Raw genomic sequence first — 14,385 nt, forward strand, 5'->3', positions numbered from 1 at the left:
CCGGGCGGGGCGCTTGCTAGTGCGGCTGCGCGACCTGCATGTCGCGCAGCCACTGCTCGGCGTGGGCCGGGGTATCGAAAACCTGGATTTCCAGGCCTTCGGGCAGGGGCGTATGGTGGATAGCGGCGGTTTCGCCGGCCAGGTCGCCGGGTTGAGGTACGTGGGCCACGTAGCGCAGGCCCAGGGTGGCCGCCTGGGGCAGCCAAACCCGGCTCAGCCACTCCATCGAGTCGAACCAGGGGCCGCGCAGGCCGCTGTTGTCGTTGAGCAGGTAGGGGCAGCGCAACTGCTGCTCGATTTCGAGCAGGCGCTCGGCGCCGGCATAGGCTTCAGCCGTATCGACGTAGCCCAGCCATACGGCCCGCATCAGGCCCTGGTGCTCGTCATAGTACACGGTGCAGCTGCTGCCATCCGTTAAGTCAATTTGCTGGGAAATCTGCATGGGAGTAAGGAAAGCTTCAGGAAGGCTTGAACGCAGCGGGCCGGGGCGCAGGTTGCAACGGTGGCGTTCCGAAAGTGGGCCGGCCGCGTCCCGGAGTGGGGCGCGGCCGTTCTGCCGGCCTCCCGCGCCCCGGCTGGCCCGGCGTTGCGTTATCGGTCTAAACGCACAGCCCCGGCGGGGCGCCCCTGAAACCTGCCCCAGCAGCCGCCTCGCCGGGGCTATAGTTTGGGCAGCCCGGTGCCGGCCGGTGCCGGCCTATTTGGCGAGCTTGCGAATCAGGCTGCGCGGGGGCACCAGAAACAGCTCGACACTCACGTACGGCGCCCCGCCGAGGGTGTTGACCACCGTTTTGTCGCGGTTGCCGCCGCCCAGGCCAAACAGGTTACGGCGGTTGCTGTCCTCATCGAAGGCGTTGAAGGAGTAGTTGTAGCGGTAGCCGCCTTCGAGGCCAAACCACAGGAAATCGTAAATCTCGCGCTCGGCCCGCAGCCGGAACTTGGCCTCGGTCTGGCGGATGATGAGCGTGCGCAGGTTGCCCAGCGGCTCGCGCAGCTTGATGTTGTAGTTGAGGCCATCGACGGTGTAGCCGCCGAAGAGCAGGGTTTTGGGATTGACGTTGCGGCGCACCGTGACGCGGGCCGGAAACAGCGACTCGACGCCCCAGCGCGGATTGAAGGTGCGGTTATAGAGGATAACCGGGTACAGGCTCTGCCGCCCGAAGGTGTAGCCCAGCTGCGCACCCACGCCCCAGGCGTAGTAGGGGCTGCGCTTCCAGCCGTAAATAAACTCGCCCGATAGCTTCAGATAGTCCGCCACCGACAGCTCCGAGGAGGTGTAGTCGCCGTTCAGCTCGCCCTTCACCCGGGCCAGGTACCAGCGCACCTCATCGATGGGGCGGACCACGGCCAGTTGGGCGCCAATCGTCTTCAGGCCCTTGTCTTCCAGGTTGCGGTAGAACGCCGAGCGGTCGGGGTCTTCAAACTTGAACTCCTCGCGGTCGTAGTTGAGGCCCAGAATCAGCTTAACCCGGGGGCGGTTGAGGATGGGGGCGTAGGCTTTGATGAAAGCCCGGCGGTTCTTGATTACCGTATTCTCGCTTTTCTCATTCGGCTCCCGGTCGCGCAGGTCCGACTTGATGTTGAAGTTGCCCAGCGCTTCGAGGTGGGCCACCACGCCCTTGCTGGGCCCCATGCCAATAACCGAAGGCACGGCGTAGCGTTGGGCCTCGCCCACCTGGTTGGCGGTCAGCGTGTCGCTAGCCATTGGGGCGGGCGGCGGGTACACGGGCGGGGTAGAAGGCACCACCTGGGCGTGCGCCGCGTTGCCGGCCACGATAACGGCCGCGGTCAGGCAGTAAAACAAACAACGGGAACGGGAGCAAAGAAACGCCATGCAGTGGTTGGGAGGTGGGGAGGGGAGTTTAGGGGCCTTAACGGCGCCCGCCGCCAAAAGGATAGCGCCCCGCCCCCGGGAAACCAAAAAAAGCCCCTGCCCGGCAACGCCAACCAAGGGGTTGGGCTGCCGGGCAGGGGCACTGGGCCGGCCGGCCGGTGCGGCCCGAGGCCGCCCGCGCCGGGCTAAAACAGGAAGTCGAAGCCCACGAACACCAGCTTCTCCTCGCCCACCGAGTAGGTGGCATTCACAACGGCCTGCTTGAGGATATCGACCCAAACGCCGCCGCCGTAGGCCGTGTGCAGGGCTTTGATACCGGTTTTCACGTCGTAGGGCGAGTACACCCGGGCGGCGTCGGCCAAGCCCAGGATGCCGAACTTGCCCGGCAGCAGGTAGGCGTTGAACTCGAAGAGTTGCAGGCGCACCTCGCCGTTGGCAAACACCGACGAGCGGCCGGCGTAGCGGGTGCGGCGGTAGCCGCGCAGGTTGGTGGTGCCGCCCAGCGTGTTGGCCTGGTAGAAGCGGTAGTCGCCCAGGTTGCGGGTGGCCCCGATGCGGCCGGCCCAGGTGAGCTGGAACGGGAAGTTGGGCGAGAGGTAGAAGCGCGCCTCGGTGGCCAGGCGGCCGTAGTTGAGCTTCTCGCCGCCCAGCTGCCGGTTGTACTCGGCCGAGTTGTAGATGCGCAGGCCAATGCGCGGGTTTTTGGGCGAAGAGGCCACATCGAGATTGAGGTAGGCCTTGCCGCCCAGGTAGCGGTTGAGCTGGAAGTCGGAGGGCCGGATGCCCACAGCGGCGGTACCGGGCAGAACCTCGCCGGTTACCTTATCAATCCCCTCCGCAATCTTGCTGCCCACCTCATTGCGCGACACCCGAAACTGGTCGTACTGGGGGCCGAAGCCAAACTTGAGGAAGCTGAAAATGTCCTTTTCCAGCATCGGGTTCACGTACAGCCGCGAGAAGCGGACGCGGTAGGTGTCGTTGATGTCGCGGTTCGTTACCCGGCCCTCCTGGTCGGCCAGCACGTTTTTGGTGTCGTTGCCCAGGCCGAAGTAGTTGTAGAGCAGCTGCGGGCCGTAGAGCTGGGCGTCTACCCGCAAATCGAGCTTGCCAATCAGATCCACGAAGTGGCCCTTGTAGCGCACGTTGTAGGCGCTCTGCGAGGGCGAGTAGTTGGCCGCCAGGCTCTGCTCGGAGGCGTAGGGGTCTTTGCGGAAACCGTAGGTGCGGTAGATCACGCCGCCGCCCAGAAACAGCCGGTCATCCACGTTGTAGCCGAAGTACAGCGTGGGGCCGAAGTAGTTGAGCGTGTAGTCTTTGCGGTCGGTGCGGGTGTGCTGGTCGTAGCGGCTCACGTCGAGGCCGGGCTCCAGGCGCAGGCGGGCGTCGGGGCCGGCCACGATGACGTTGCCGGTGTCGGCGTCGAACACCTGGAGGTGGTGGGCCAGCCCGCGCACGTTCGAGCGGTCGACAATCGAGTCGCGCTCGGTGCCGCCGATGATGCGGATGAGCGGGCCCTTCTTCACGTCGCCGGTCAGCTCGTACTGGTCTTCGCCGGCAAAGCCGTAGAGGCGCAGCTCCTTGGTTTCCTTGTTGTCGAAGGTGCGGTCGAAGAGCATCTTCGTGAGCTTGCCTTCCTTGTTGATTTTCTGGACCGTGACGTGGGTTTTGCCGGGCAGGCGCTCCACCACAAACCGCTCGCGCTTCTTTGAGCCCTTCACCTCCGTTACCTTGCTCAGCAGGCCCGAATAGTCGGCGGCTACCTGGGGCAGCAGGTCGCGGCGGCTTTTCAGCTTGGCCACAATTTCGGGGCCGTGCAGGGCGTAGATATCGGCCGGGAAGCCGCCTTTGATGGCGTCCTCAATCACCTTATCGGTGAGGCCGGCTTTCATTTCCTGGGCCTGCTGCACCCACTGCTCGCGGGTTACTTCGGCCAGGTACACGCGGTCGTTGCTCAGGGCCGTCAGGTTCAGGCCCTTCCAGTCGGCGTAGTCGTAGCCGAAGTTCTGGAAGTTGCGGATGGCCCATTTGCGCGAGGCCAGGTAGGGCAGCAGGCCGTCGCCCTTGAAGAAGGCAATGTCGCGGTCTTCGGGCACGGCCGTGAAAATCCGGTCGCCGTCCTTCTGCTTCTTTTCGGCCCAGCGCCACTGGTCCTCGTGCCGGTCCCAGTCGCCAATCCACATATCAAACAGGCGCGAGCGGGCGAAATCCACCTGCTTCACGCGGTTGTCGTTGTCGTCGGTAATGCGCTCAAACACCTTGTCGGTGCCCACCAGGTTTTCGGCGAAGTCCAGGCTTTCCACGTTGCTCTGGTCGTCCTTGGCGTCTTCTTCGAGCGTGCCGGTTACGTTGCCAAAGCGGGGCAGGTACTGGCCCAGCAGCGGGTCCTGCGGAATGTAGCGCAGCTCGGGGTTGGTGTGCAGAATACCCGCGGCCGTGCCCAGCCTGGGCAGGGCCACGGCGGCGTAGGGGTGCTGGGCCGAAATCTGGTCCTGGAGCACGTCGGCGGCCGCGCCGGTGCGCAGCGAGGCCGGCAGCACGGCCGCCGGGTCCTTATCAATGCCGCGGAAGCTGAACAGGCGGCCTTCTTCGTTGCGCAGCTTGAGCGAAGTCGTCTGCTTGCCGCCGCCTACTTTGTAGGGCGTCAGGCCGCCCTTTTCGGTGGCCAGGTCGAGCACCGGAAACCTGACGGGCGTGGCCCACTCTTTCCGGTAATGCTCGCCGAACAGAAACTTATGAAACTTGCCGCGGTCGGCGTAGCGCGGGTTCACGGCCACCGTCACGGTCGAGTCGCGGAAATCGGGGCGGTTGGCCAGGGCCGCGGCACTGGCGCCGGTCGGCCCGTCGGCTACGGCTACCTCGGCCTGGCGGGCGTACATGGGCGTACGGAACACGAGGCGACCGGTGTCGCCGGTGCCCTCGGGCACGTAGTATTCCACCCACACCTCGCCGTTGTCGTAGTAGTTCACCCGCGAAAAGCCCTTCTCCTTGTCCGAAAACAGGGCATCGCCGCCGGAGCCGGGCTTTACGTGCTGGGTTTTGCAGCCCGAGCCACTGATGATGTGGTTGAGGGTGCCCTCCTTGAAATACTGGAGGTTGTGCTCGTGGCCGGCCGCGTACACAATGTTGGGGTACTTCTCAAAGATGTCCATCAGCCCCTTTTTATACGCCTGGTAGGCGGGGTGCGGAATATCCTGGCTCACGCCGCCGTACTTGCGGGCAAACGGGTAGATGGAGCCGATGACGGGCAGCGGCAGGTAGGCGTACTTGAAAACGATGGAGAGCGGGAAGATATGGTCGCCGAGGGTGAAGTAGCCGCCGTGGATGCCGTCGGAAAACAGCGGGTGGTGGGCTACTACCACAATGTTTTTGCCGGCGTTGCGCTGGATAATGTCTTCGAGGCGAGTGAAGAAGTCGGTTTCGTTGGCCACGCCGCAGTTGCTGTTGCCGCCCGCGGGCCGCTCGCCGCTGGTTTGCAGAAACCACTGCGAGTTGATGGCAATCATCACCAGATCATCCTGCAAGCGGATTTCCACGGGGCCGGGGCAGGCGTCGCGGGGCAGGAAGAAGTCGCCGGTGTAGGGAAAGGCCGAGGAGTCGGAGCGCAGGTAGTCCTCCACGAACTGCTGCTCGCGGTTGACCTGCTCGACGGCGCCGCGCTGGCCCTGCTTCCAGTCGTGGTTGCCGGGTACCATGTACTTCTCGCCCTGGTAGTCGCGCAGGGTTTTGAGCTGGTCCACCATGCGCTGCTCCGAAACTTTGCGGTCGAAGGCGCCCTCGCGGGGCAGGCCGTACTCGTAGATGTTGTCGCCCAGAAAGACGGTGGTGCTTTTCGCGCCGGCCGCCAGAATCTGCTTGCGCATGAAATTGAGCGAGGGCTCGCCGCCCTCGGCCTCAATCGTGGGCTTGCCCACGTCGCCAATCAGAAACATCGAGTAGCGGATGCGGGAGCTGTCGGGTGGCGTTTTCGATTCCCAGTTGACGCCCGCGCCGCGGTAGTTGGGCCGCTCGGGGTGCGCCGTCTGGGTCTTAACCTTCTTCTGCGCCCAGACCGGGGAGGTAGTGCCAAGCAGGGCCAGCAGCAAAGTCAGCAGATACTGTCGATTCATACAATAGATAAGGGAGTGCAAAGTCGGAGGGGGCAACCGCCGGGGCCGCCCGCAGGCAGCACAACAAAAAAGAGTGTAAACTTACCCAAGCCACTGCACAAACGCTGCCTGGACCGGGCCGGTGTGCTGCCCTACGCAATTCGCGGAAACACGGTTGGGCCCGGCGCGCCAACTTCCCGGCCCCGAATAGCGTTGTAAGCCCGATTGGCCCCCGCTACCTCTTCCCGCGCCCCTGCTCTTCCCGATGGAAACCGCTCTTACCCCGTCTCCGGCCAAGGCCGAAATCATTAAAAACGCCAAGGCCCACGTGCTGGCGCTGCTCGAAGAAAAGCTGCCCGGCAAGCTCGTGTATCATTCGCCCAAGCACACGATGCAGGTAGTGAAGGAGGCCCGCGCCCTGGGCGAGGCGGCCGGGCTGGAGGCCCCCGACCTGGAGGCGCTGGTGCTGGCGGCCTGGTTTCACGACGCCGGCTACATCGATACCTACGACGGCCACGAGTTTCGCAGCGCCGAGCTGGCGGGCGAGTGGCTCACCAGCCAGGGCTATCCGGCCGAGCGCACTGCGCTGGTGCAAAGCCTGATTAAGGCCACGCACCGCGACTCGGAGCGCCGCACGCAGTTGGAGCGGCTGATGGTGGACGCCGATATGAGCGGCATGGGCCGCGAAGACTTTTTTGCCAACGGCGAGCTGCTGCGCACCGAGTGGGAGGCCGCCCTGGGCCGCACCTTCAGCAACCCCGAGTGGGCCGAGAGCCAGCTCGATTTCCTGACCACCGCCCGCTTCTACTCGCCCGAGGGCAAGAAGCGCTATTCGGAGCAGTTCCGCGAAAACATCAAAGCCCAGCGCAAGGAGCTGAAAAAGAAGGAGAAAAAGCTAAAAAAGAAGGAGGAGGAGGCCGAAGGCACCTTTGCCGAGCCCAAGCGGGGCATCGAAACCATGTTCCGCACCATGTACAGCAACCACATGAAGCTGTCGGATATGGCCGACAAGAAGGCGAGCATGATGATTTCGCTCAACGCCGTGCTCATGTCGCTGATCATCACCTACTTCGGGGCCAAGCTGGGCAGCAAAACGGCGGCCCTCTCCAATGTGGGCCTCATTCGTAACCCCATTATTGCCGTGCCCATGGGCATACTGCTGGCCACGGCGCTGGGCTCGGTTATCACGGCCATCCTGTGCGCCCAGCCCGACGTCACGAGCTTCAAGTGGCTCAAGCGCAGCCCCCAGATTGCCACCAACCGCCGCGTGAACCTGCTGTTCTTCGGCAACTTCAGCAAGCTCAGCCTCGACGACTTCCAGGACGGCATGCACCAGCTCATGAAATCGGGCGAATCAGTGTACACCAACATGATAACCGATGTGTACTACCTCGGCGACGTGCTCACGCGCAAGTACCGCCTGCTGCGCCTGAGCTACACCATCTTCATGGTCGGCCTGATCCTGACGGCCCTCTCCTTCGGCATCGCGCTGCTGTATAAGATGTGAGTTAGGGCTTAGGTGATAGGGCTTATGATGACAGAACTTCCCCTAAGTCCTAAACCCTAAACCCTAAGTCCCTAAGCCCCTAAGCCCTACCACCTAAACCCCTAAGCCCTAACTTCCACCAACCCGGCCAGGCCGCGTACCGAGCGGCCCAGCCAGCGGTGCAGGCGGCGCAGCTGGCCGAAACGGACGAGGCGCGAGCTGCTGGCCACGTGGCCGTAGCGCAGCTCCAGCGTGAGCAGGCAGGCGTGCCCGGTTACGGGCTCGATATGGAAGAACAGCAGGGCGTTGGGGAAGAGCCGGAAGTGCGAAATCTTCTCCACGTAGGTGTAGCGGCCGTCGTCGTCGCGCAGCACCTGCACGTTCTGAAAGTCGATCTGGCCATTGAGCACATCTACCTTGTAGCTGGTGCCCAGGCGGCCGGCCTTGCTGACATCGAAGTGGCTGGCGGTGGCGCCGGCCAGCCAGCAGTGGCGCAGCCGCAGCGCCCCCACCACCCGCAGCACGTGCTCGGCCGGTACGGCCAGCAGCCGGCGCACCTTCAGGCGGCCGCCGCGGCCGGGCAGGGGCTCGTCGGTGGCGGCCGAGCCGGGCACCGAGGGCGCGCTTAGCAGCAGCCGCAACGGCGAGAGGTAGGCGTAGTGGTAAGGCGTGTGGCCCAGGTACTCGTAGTGCGTGGAGCCGGGCAGCAGGCGCGTCCAGGCGAAGGCGTGGGCCAGCTCGGCCGGTGGCTGGGTGCTGGTGTAGCCCTCCGAGAGCAGCACGTACTCGGCGCCCGGAATGTTGTTTTTCAGCAGCCGGTGCACCACAATCACGTCGTGGCCCATCAGCTTGGTGTACTCGCGGATGCGGGCCACGCTCACGCGGCCGTAGTGCACCACAATCTTGAGCGTGAGCACCAGCTCGCGCAGGGCGGCAGCCAGCTCCGAGTCGGTGTCCTGCTCCACCAGCAGCAGGTAGTTCTGAAAGTCGAGGTAGATGCGGCGGCACTGGCGCACCAGCTCCAGGGCCGAGGGAGGTGGGCCGAGCCGGTAGAACAGCACGGCGTCGCCCTGAATCTCGTTTACCTGGAGGTGCAGGATGTTGGCTTCGATGAGGATTTCGAGCAGATCGGCCACCAGAAACGGGGCCTGCGCGCTGCCCGACTGCTCGATGAAGCGCGTGAAGCCGCTGATGTCGGGAATGAAGAGCAGGGCCGGCTGCTGCCCGTCGAAGGCCGAGGTGGCCGCCGTGCCAATCTGCCGCCGGCGGGCCTGTAAATCTTCCAGTACGCCCATACAAGTGTGAAAAGAGCGCCTACGCAACGCCCGAGGCCGAAGATACGGGCAATTTGGCCCGCCTGTGCTTTCGGCGTACCTTTGGGGCCGGCTTGTACTGGCTGCGTAGTTTAATGGATAAAACGAGCGTTTCCTAAACGCTTGATATGGGTTCGATTCCCGTCGCGGCTACATACAGCAAATTTCAGGTTGCTATACAGGATGTAGAGACGCCAGATGTTGCGCCTCTACATCGTGTACCTGAACTCGAAATTTGCGCTAAAACCGCCCTTACGAATTCGTAAAGGCGGTTTTTCTTTTATCGAAATATAGGCAGCGGCTACCGCCTGCCCATCACTATTCCACTGCCAAGCGGCCGGCGTAGGGCTGGCCCAGCGCATCGGTGGTCTGCACCACATACAGGCCAGGCGTGAGGCCCCGGACCGAAAACGACGCATCGGGGGCCAACAAAGCGGTGCGCACGCGGCGGCCCAGGCCATCGAATACCTCCACGGGGCGGCCGGCGGGTAGCCCCCGCAACCGCACGCGGCCGTTGGCGGGGTTGGGCGCCAGAAGCAGGGCGAGTGGGCGTGCGGCCGGCGTGCCTAGCACGGTAGCCCCCAGCAGGGCCACGAAGCTGCCCGCTGCCGGAGTGCTAAGGGTCAGCTGACCGAAGGCAGCCGGGCTGCTGTAGCTGCCCAGTACCTGCACGGCCCCATTAGGGCCCAGGCCCAGGCCGGTGCCGTAGTCGGGGCCGGGGCCGCCCGCCTGCTGGGTCCAGCGCACCTGCCCCTCGGGCGAGTAGGCCGCCACTAGCACGTCGCTCTGGCCACTGCTGGTTAGCTTTTGGGAGCCCACAGTAATCGTTTTCGAGAAGTAGCCCGTTACGTAGGGCGCGCCGCCGGGGCCCAGCGTGAGGGCCAGCAGCCGGTCATCGTCGGGGCTATTAACGGTTTGGGCCCACTGCACCTCGCCGGTTGGGTCGTACTTGAGCAGGAAGCCATCGGAGCTGCCGTTGTTGGGCAGCGTGAACAGGCCGGCCCGCACCGAACCCTGCGAATGGCCCACCACGTACAGGTTGCCCGCCGCATCGGCCGCCGCCTGCCGCACATCGTCGGGCTGCGGACTGCCCAACTGCCGGGCCCACTCCAGCCGGCCGTCGGGCGCGTAGCAGAGCACCGCGGCATCCAGCTGGCCGAGGCTGCCGAGGGTGCCCCCGCCCGGCAGCTGCAAGCCCACCGTGAAATGGGGCAGCAAGTACACCCGGCCGGCCGGCGTGGCGGCCAGCAGGGGCAGGCGGTAGTCGTTGGGCCCGTAGGAGAAAGCGGCCCTGAGCGTCTCTACCTGGCCCGTGGCGGCGTTCAGGCGGGCCAGGTAGGCGGTGTTGGAGGTGAAGTTGTCGGGCGACGTGAGCGGGGTGGTGCCCAGTACGAAATAGCCCGTCATGGCACCCGTCAGGTACAGGTGGCCGCTGGCATCCAGGGCCAGACCTGAGCCTGCCGAGTAGTTAAAGTCGTTGCTCTGCTGCACCCATTGGGGCGCACCCTGGGGCGAGTAGCGGATGCAGAACGTTTTGGACTGGGTGGTGCCGCGGCTACTCAGCGCCAGGCCGCTGCCCAGGTCGATGTTGCCCACGAAGGCCCCCATAACGTAGGCGTTGCCGGCCGCATCCACCACCACGGCCGCCGCGCCATCGGCGCCGGCCGAGCCCAGCTGCCGTACCCACAGCACGGTGCCGTCGGCGGTGTACTTGGCCAGAAAACCGTCGGGGCCGCCCTGGCTGACGAGCGTGACGCCGCCCACGGTGGTGGTGTTGCTGAAGGTGCCGGCCTGGTAGAGGTTGCCCTCGGCATCGGCTGCCACCACGGTGGTGCCGGTAGCCATGTTGGCCCCGGCGCCCACGGCGCGCACGCTGGTCCAGGGCGGGGCCACGGTGGGTTGGGCCACCGCGGCCGAGGTGGCCGTCAGTAGCAGGCCCGCGAAAGAAGCGGCCAGACGGCCGGGCAGCGTAAAGAATGGCATAATAGGCGGAGAAGATAGGGGGTGAGAGGCGAAAGACAGGGGAACTACTGCTTGTTGCTACCTACCGGCCCGACGAAGGGTCGGGGGCAAGCCCGTTTTCTGCCTCGGGCCTTTGTTTCCAGTCAGGTAGTACCGCGCGTGCTGTAAGGCCGAGCCAACCGGCAAAGCAGAACCAGAGTTTACCCAATCAGGCCGGCGCGCATGGCGTAGCGGATGAGGTCGGCCGTGTTCTTGGTTTGGGTTTTCTCGATGATGTTCTGGCGGTGGGTTTCGATGGTGCGCTTGCTGGTGAAGAGCCGGTCGGCAATTTCGGCGTTGGTGAAGCCCTCGGCAATCTGCTGCAACACCTCCAGCTCGCGGCCCGACAGCTCGGCGTGGCCGCCCGTGGGGGCGGCCGGGGCGACGGGGGCGGGCCAGCCGCTGCGGGGCAGGTAGGGCAGGGCCGTCAGCGGGTCGGGAGCGGGCGTGCGCTCCACCAGGCGGCGCAGCAGGTTCAGCCCGATTTCGGTGCACAAGAAGGGCTGGTTGGCCGCCACCGTACGGATGGCGTGGATAATTTCGGTGCTGTCGGCGTTTTTGAGCACGTAGCCCAGGGCGCCGGCTTCGAGCATGCGGTGCACGTAGTTTTCGTGGTCGAGCATCGACAGCACCAACACCCGCACCTGCGGAAACTGCGCGCGCAGCAGGGGCATCACCTCGAAGCCGTCGAGCACGGGCATGTTGATATCGAGCAGCACCACGTCGGCGGGGGTGTGGGCCAGCAGCTCGAGCAGGGCCTGGCCGTTGGCGGCCTCGCCCACCACGTGCAGGTCGGCCTCGCGGGCCAGCAGGGCCCCAATGCCGTCGCGCAGAATCGTGTGGTCGTCGGCGAGCAGAATTCGAATCATAGGGTGGGGGCGGATAGTACAAGTATACTACGAAACAGGCGCTGCCCGGGCCCGAATTAAATTATCTGCGTAAGCTTGCCCGACCAATCGTTGCTTTGCTCCTATGAACCCAGCTCCCCTCTCGGGCCTCTACGCGCCCTCGCTCAGCCTGCTCACCGACTTATACCAGGTTACCATGGCCTACGGCTACTGGCAGCAGGACCTGCAGGATCGCGAAGCCGTGTTCCACCTCTACTTCCGCCGTCCGCCGTTTCAGGGCGGCTACGCCGTGGCCGCGGGCCTGGCCTACGTGGCCGATTTCCTCGAAAACCTGGCTTTCTCGGAGGATGATCTGACGTATCTGGGCAGCCTGAAGGGGGCCAAGGGCACGCCGCTGTTCCCTCAGGAGTTCCTGGAGTATCTGCGCACCATGGAGTTCAGCTGCGACGTCGACGCCATGCCCGAGGGCACGGTGGCCTTCGCCAACGAGCCCCTGATCCGGGTAACCGGGCCGCTGCTCCAGGCCCAGCTCATCGAAACGGCGCTGCTCACGCTCGTCAACTTCCAGACCCTGATTGCCACCAAGGCCGCCCGTATTCGCGAGGCCGCCGGCGCCGATACGGTGCTCGAGTTCGGCCTGCGCCGCGCCCAGGGCCCCGATGGGGGGCTTTCGGCCAGCCGCGCCGCGTATCTGGGCGGGGTCGATGCCACCAGCAACGTGCTGGCCGGCCAGCGCTTCGGCATTCCCGTCAAGGGCACCCACGCCCACAGCTGGGTGATGGCCTTCGAGGACGAGGAAACCGCCTTCACCGCCTACGCCCGCGCCTTCCCCGACGACTCGGTATTTCTGGTCGACACCTACGACACGCTCGAAGGCGTGCGCAAAGCCATCAAAGTGGCCCGCGCCATGCGGGCCGAGGGCCACGAGCTGGGCGGTATTCGCCTCGACTCGGGCGATTTGGCCTACCTGAGCCGCGAGGCCCGCGAGCTGCTCAACGAGGCCGGCTTCCCCGACGTGCGCATCGTGGCCAGCAACGACTTGGAGGAAAACCTGATTACCAGCCTCAAGTTGCAGGGTGCCAAAATCGACACCTGGGGCATCGGCACCCAGCTGGTAACGGCCTACAACCAGCCGGCGCTGGGGGGCGTGTACAAGCTGGCCGCCCTGCGCAAGCCCGACGACTCGGGCTGGGATTTTACCATCAAGCTAAGCGAGCAGCTGGCCAAAACCAGCATCCCCGGCATCCTGCAGGTGCGCCGCTACGAAACCGACAAAGGCCAGCCCCGCGCCGACATGCTCTACAACACCGCCGAGCCGCTGCCCGAAGGCCCCCTGGTCATCATCGACCCCCTCGATGCCACCCGCCGCCGCACCGTGCGCGCCGAAACACCCTCCCGCGAGCTGCTGGAGCCTGTGTTCCGCCGGGGCCGGCTGGTGCAGCCGCTGCCCCCGCTCTCCGAAAGCCGCGCCCGCGCCCACCGCGAAGTGCTGGCCCTCGACCCCAGCATCCGCCGCTTCCTCAACCCCCACACTTACCCCGTGGGCCTCGAAGAAACCCTCTACAACTACCGCAACCACCTGATTCTGGAAAAGCGCGGACTAGGTGCGGAGTAGAAGGGAAGTAGCAGAACGAGCAAAAAGGAACGTCATTCTGAGCGAAGCCGGAGGCGGAGTCGAAGAATCTCGCGTGCAATGGTAACCCTGTCGTCAGGAATTACTGTGGCACGCGAGATTCTTCGACTTCGCCTCCGGCTTCGCTCAGAATGACGTTCCTTTTCTCACTTCTCCCCAAATCACCACCTCACCACCTCACCACCTCACTTCTCGCTCCGGGCGGCCGTGTTAATCGTTTGGCGGGCCGACTGGTAGGCGGTGTAGAAGGCGGGCTGGGGGCGCTGGTAGCGCAGCAGGTACTTATCGAGGCGGTTGCGGAGCAGGTTGTTGGCCTGGCGCAGGTCGGTGCTGATTTGTTGCTTGAGGGCCTTGCCGGTGGCTACGGCGGTGCGGGGCGTGGTGAGCTCCTGGCGGAAGGTGTCGAGGGCGGCTTGCAGGTCCTGGAACTCCTGGGGCGTTACGTTTTGCCGGGCCAGGGGCTGGGCGTGCTCGGTGGCGCGGCGGTGCAGGTTGGCCCCGATGCGCAGCAGGTCGTTGTCGGGTTGGCGCTGGAGCTGCTTTTCGGTGTAGTCGGCGTCGGTGTGCAGGTTGATATCGTCCTGCTCGTCGGCCAGGGCCAGCAGGGCGGCGGCGACTTCGGCGGCGCGCCGGGCCAGTAGCTGCTTGGTTTGCTTTTTCACGGCGCCGGGCTGGGCGGGCGTCACGGCGTTGCGCTGGAGGTCGGCGGTGGGGTCGAGGGCCGCGACGAGGGCGGCCAGCTAATCGTGGGCTTTGCCGAGGGCCTGGTTGGTGGCGTAGAGGTCGGCGTGCTGGTCGAGCACGGCCAGGGTGGCTTGCAGCATGGCCAGCTTCGCCCGTTGGGTATCGTTAATAAGGGTATGAGGGTTAGGGAATTTACAGCCGTAATATAGAAACTGCCGCAATACGATGCGTCAGCGAAGCCCAGGAATATTTCGGCCGCCACCCCCGCGACAGGCCTACCAGCGCCCGCTACGACCCCACTCCGCCCCGCGACGACTTCAACGGCCATGTTATGGGTTCAACTCGCCACGTTATAGGTTCAATCGGCCGCGTTATGGGTTCGAACGCTCACGTTATAGGTTCAGCTGGCCGCGTTATGGCTTCGAATGCTCACGTTATATGTTCAATTGGCCACGTTATGGGTTCAACTGGCCGCGTTGTAGGCTGCATGCGGGGCGTGGT

General features: G+C 64.8%; 10 protein-coding genes and 1 tRNA gene. 3 read left to right on the plus strand and 8 right to left on the minus strand.

What is annotated here, in order from left to right; translation table 11 throughout:
* Positions 1 to 16: 16 nt before the first annotated feature.
* The 3 genes from BMY67_RS01530 to BMY67_RS01540 all read right to left on the minus strand — a co-directional run bounded on the left by BMY67_RS01530 (position 17) and on the right by BMY67_RS01540 (position 5,940).
* A complete protein-coding gene (locus tag BMY67_RS01530; RefSeq protein WP_092767638.1) occupies positions 17 to 442 on the minus strand; it encodes a hypothetical protein in 426 nt (141 codons plus the stop codon).
* A gap of 255 nt (positions 443 to 697) precedes the next feature.
* Positions 698 to 1,804, minus strand: coding sequence for a DUF6268 family outer membrane beta-barrel protein (locus BMY67_RS01535; RefSeq protein ID WP_092767640.1), 1,107 nt, complete (start codon positions 1,802 to 1,804; stop codon positions 698 to 700).
* Positions 1,805 to 2,019: 215 nt separating this feature from the next.
* The gene (locus BMY67_RS01540) at positions 2,020 to 5,940 is read right to left on the minus strand and encodes a metallophosphoesterase (protein ID WP_245744831.1); all 3,921 of its coding nucleotides are present in this window, start codon (positions 5,938 to 5,940) and stop codon (positions 2,020 to 2,022) included.
* Positions 5,941 to 6,184: 244 nt separating this feature from the next.
* Between BMY67_RS01540 and BMY67_RS01545 the strand changes: the two genes are divergently transcribed.
* Positions 6,185 to 7,426, plus strand: a complete 1,242-nt coding sequence (locus BMY67_RS01545; protein ID WP_092767644.1) for a Pycsar system effector family protein — start codon at positions 6,185 to 6,187, stop codon at positions 7,424 to 7,426.
* A gap of 101 nt (positions 7,427 to 7,527) precedes the next feature.
* Here BMY67_RS01545 and BMY67_RS01550 read toward each other — a convergent pair whose 3' ends face one another.
* Positions 7,528 to 8,700 (minus strand): DUF2652 domain-containing protein, encoded by a 1,173-nt coding sequence (locus BMY67_RS01550; protein WP_092767646.1) that lies wholly within the window; start codon positions 8,698 to 8,700, stop codon positions 7,528 to 7,530.
* A gap of 99 nt (positions 8,701 to 8,799) precedes the next feature.
* Here BMY67_RS01550 and BMY67_RS01555 point away from each other — a divergent pair.
* Positions 8,800 to 8,871 (plus strand) — tRNA-Arg (locus tag BMY67_RS01555).
* 165 nt (positions 8,872 to 9,036) lie between these two features.
* Here the strand turns inward: BMY67_RS01555 and BMY67_RS01560 are convergent.
* Together BMY67_RS01560 and BMY67_RS01565 are read right to left on the minus strand one after the other, a co-directional pair.
* Entirely contained in the window at positions 9,037 to 10,701 is a 1,665-nt protein-coding gene (locus BMY67_RS01560; RefSeq protein WP_092767648.1) for a hypothetical protein, read from the minus strand.
* A 179-nt stretch (positions 10,702 to 10,880) separates the two neighbouring features.
* A complete protein-coding gene (locus tag BMY67_RS01565) occupies positions 10,881 to 11,588 on the minus strand; it encodes a response regulator (RefSeq protein WP_092767650.1) in 708 nt (235 codons plus the stop codon).
* A 103-nt stretch (positions 11,589 to 11,691) separates the two neighbouring features.
* Here BMY67_RS01565 and BMY67_RS01570 point away from each other — a divergent pair, with 103 nt between their 5' ends.
* Positions 11,692 to 13,182, plus strand: coding sequence for a nicotinate phosphoribosyltransferase (locus BMY67_RS01570; RefSeq protein WP_092767652.1), 1,491 nt, complete (start codon positions 11,692 to 11,694; stop codon positions 13,180 to 13,182).
* A 203-nt stretch (positions 13,183 to 13,385) separates the two neighbouring features.
* On the opposite strand, the gene BMY67_RS01575 is transcribed toward BMY67_RS01570, so the two are convergent.
* Together BMY67_RS01575 and BMY67_RS19240 are read right to left on the minus strand one after the other, a co-directional pair.
* Positions 13,386 to 13,862, minus strand: a complete 477-nt coding sequence (locus BMY67_RS01575) for a hypothetical protein (protein ID WP_143069659.1) — start codon at positions 13,860 to 13,862, stop codon at positions 13,386 to 13,388.
* Between the two features lie 78 nt (positions 13,863 to 13,940).
* Entirely contained in the window at positions 13,941 to 14,105 is a 165-nt protein-coding gene (locus BMY67_RS19240; protein ID WP_177189644.1) for a hypothetical protein, read from the minus strand.
* Positions 14,106 to 14,385 lie beyond the last annotated feature (280 nt).

The organism is Hymenobacter actinosclerus (genome assembly GCF_900111515.1).
GTDB classification, from domain to species: Bacteria; Bacteroidota; Bacteroidia; order Cytophagales; family Hymenobacteraceae; genus Hymenobacter; species Hymenobacter actinosclerus.

Coding starts and splice junctions, on each gene's coding strand:
- BMY67_RS01570 (WP_092767652.1), top strand. CDS start 11,692: ATGAACCCAGCTCCCCTCTCGGGCCTCTACGCGCCCTCGCTCAGCCTG.
- BMY67_RS01565 (WP_092767650.1), bottom strand. CDS start 11,588: ATGATTCGAATTCTGCTCGCCGACGACCACACGATTCTGCGCGACGGC.
- BMY67_RS01560 (WP_092767648.1), bottom strand. CDS start 10,701: ATGCCATTCTTTACGCTGCCCGGCCGTCTGGCCGCTTCTTTCGCGGGC.
- BMY67_RS01545 (WP_092767644.1), top strand. CDS start 6,185: ATGGAAACCGCTCTTACCCCGTCTCCGGCCAAGGCCGAAATCATTAAA.
- BMY67_RS01530 (WP_092767638.1), bottom strand. CDS start 442: ATGCAGATTTCCCAGCAAATTGACTTAACGGATGGCAGCAGCTGCACC.
- BMY67_RS01550 (WP_092767646.1), bottom strand. CDS start 8,700: ATGGGCGTACTGGAAGATTTACAGGCCCGCCGGCGGCAGATTGGCACG.
- BMY67_RS01540 (WP_245744831.1), bottom strand. CDS start 5,940: ATGAATCGACAGTATCTGCTGACTTTGCTGCTGGCCCTGCTTGGCACT.